General features: G+C 60.3%; 1 protein-coding gene and 1 pseudogene. Both read right to left on the bottom strand.

The genetic code is table 11. The annotated features are described in order from the left end of the window. On the bottom strand, window positions 1-660 hold a 660-nt coding region (locus tag A3754_RS05555), incomplete at its 3' end, for a hypothetical protein (RefSeq protein ID WP_063519040.1). A 72-nt stretch (window positions 661-732) separates the two neighbouring features. Continuing rightward, window positions 733-1,121, bottom strand: a pseudogene (locus tag A3754_RS27310) (endonuclease); the annotation flags it as partial.

Here is a 1,121-nt window from a genome sequence, read left to right as displayed (position 1 = left end):
GGCATGGATGACAGCCTCTTTCATGGACTGATCGGCCCTCAGCGTCAGATCCACGTAGTAGATCGGCGTCCGGTGGCTTTGGGTGGTGCTCTTGCCGCGTAGCTTCAGCTCCAGGGGCAGGGTAGACAGGTTGCCGCCACTGATGGCGTGGAAGTAGCGCAGTCGTGCGGCCAGGGTGCGAATGCTGTTGTAGCCGGTGGTGCGGAACACAAAGCAGCCCAGCTCATCATCATCGCCAATTTGGACGTACAGCCGACCATAGGGTTTGCACAGCCCATGGCTGCCATAGTCACACAAATCCGGTGACGGGCAGGGCAAGGATTCCAGGCCCTTGTCGGTATGACGTCGGCAAGCTTCCCCATCACCGGCACACAGCGGTCTGCCGCTCTTGCGCTCGAAGAAGGTGTACTCGGCCCGCAGGTTCAGGTCTGGGTCATTGAAGGGCAGGGCGATGGGAATGCTACGCAGCTTGCTGCTCTGGGTTTTCTTGCGCAGGGCCTCATCGAGCGGGTGAGGTAGCCAGCCTTCTTTAGTCTGGATCTGGGTGGTGATGGTGAATTGATCGTCTTTCTCCGGCAGACGCTTGCCGTTCTTCTCCACTACACGGCCAATACTGATGCGGCCGATCACGGGTGGGGTAATCGCGAGTCCTTTGATCATGGGATTCTCCTGATAGCAGACACGGACATGCAGCCGGGCTTGGCCCGGCTGTTATGCCGCTTGAGGTTTGGGTTAGGGATTGGGGCGCACCAGGAAGCGGCGACTGCCCGCCTTGTGCTTGGGGTATTGCTGGAGTAGTTCCGGTTGGTCCCGAAGCAGTGCCTTGGTATCCAGGCCGGTGGAGTCCTTGCTGCGCTTCCAGGTCACAGAGCCCTCGGTGAGGGTGGCCTTGCTGGCTAGCCCCATGGTTTGCTGGATGCGTTGCTTGAGGGTGGATTCCCGCGCGGTCAGTCGGCCCAGGGTGTCACGCAGATCCAGCAGCTCATTGAAGTCGCCTTCCATGGCCGGGTTATCCGTGAGATCCACAGTTTCCCCTTTGTCCTGAGGGTAGAGTGCTTGCAGGGCGTTCCCGGCAGAGTCGGAGCCATCCGGGTCCGGTGGGGTGTCCGCTTCAACCAGTT

This window comes from Alcanivorax sp. HI0083 (genome assembly GCF_001635175.1).
This window is presented reverse-complemented; position numbering and strand designations above follow the sequence as displayed.